Annotated in this window: 2 pseudogenes; both read right to left on the bottom strand. The window is 72.4% G+C overall.

Features of this window, described 5'->3' with window-relative positions:
• A pseudogene (locus GTW43_RS38425) lies at window positions 1–504 on the bottom strand (CDP-glycerol glycerophosphotransferase family protein); the annotation flags it as partial.
• A pseudogene (locus GTW43_RS38420) lies at window positions 438–791 on the bottom strand (ABC transporter ATP-binding protein); the annotation flags it as partial. The pseudogenes GTW43_RS38420 and GTW43_RS38425, both read right to left, overlap by 67 nt.

Here is a 791-nt window from a genome sequence, read left to right as displayed (position 1 = left end):
CTGGTCGAGGCCCATCGTCTTGAGCGGGGTGCCGTGGTGGGTCTGGAGGTGGACCGTGCCGGGCCGTTTCACCAGGGCGTTCGGGAAGTTGACGTTGTTGACGAACCAGGTGGCGCGGGCCAGTACCTCGGCGTGCCGCCGGGTGCCGGGGACGACGTGGTCGGTGCCGGGCGGGAGCCGCGGCACGGCGGCCCGGTTCACCACCCACACCGGTCGCACGTGCGGGGCGCGGCGGGCCAGTTCGGCGGCGATCGCGGCCGGGTTGCAGGCCACGCCGCGGTTCCAGTACGCGGCGAGGACCGCGAGGTCCGGGTCGAGCGGGGCCCGCCGGGCCCGGTGGCGGTGCAGGCCGAGGAGGGTGCGCCGGGCGCGGGCCCGCAGTGTGCCGGTGGCGGTCATCCGGGGCCCTCCTCGTTCCGGGACGAAGCGGGCAAAGGCTACTTCTTCATGGCGGGCGCGTTGGTGAACGCCTCGTACTCCTTGAGCACCTCGTCCGTCGGGCCGTCCCTGCGCAGCTCGCCGCGCTCCAGCCACAGGACGCGGTCGCACGTGTCGCGGATCGACTTGTTGCTGTGGCTGACCAGGAAGACCGTGCCCGCGTGCTTGCGCAGTTCGCGGATGCGCTGCTCGGAGCGCTTCTGGAAGGAGCGGTCGCCGGTCGCGAGCGCCTCGTCGATCAGGAGGACGTCGTGGTCCTTGGCCGCCGCGATCGAGAAGCGCAGCCGGGCCGCCATGCCGGAGGAGTACGTGCGCATGGGCAGGGTGATGAAGTCGCCCTTCTCGTTGATGCC

The sequence above is a fragment of the Streptomyces sp. SID5785 genome, assembly GCF_009870065.1.
In the GTDB taxonomy this organism is placed as follows: Bacteria; Actinomycetota; Actinomycetes; order Streptomycetales; family Streptomycetaceae; genus Streptomyces.
The sequence above is the reverse complement of the archived record's forward strand: the minus strand, read 5'-3'. Positions and strand labels throughout refer to the sequence as shown.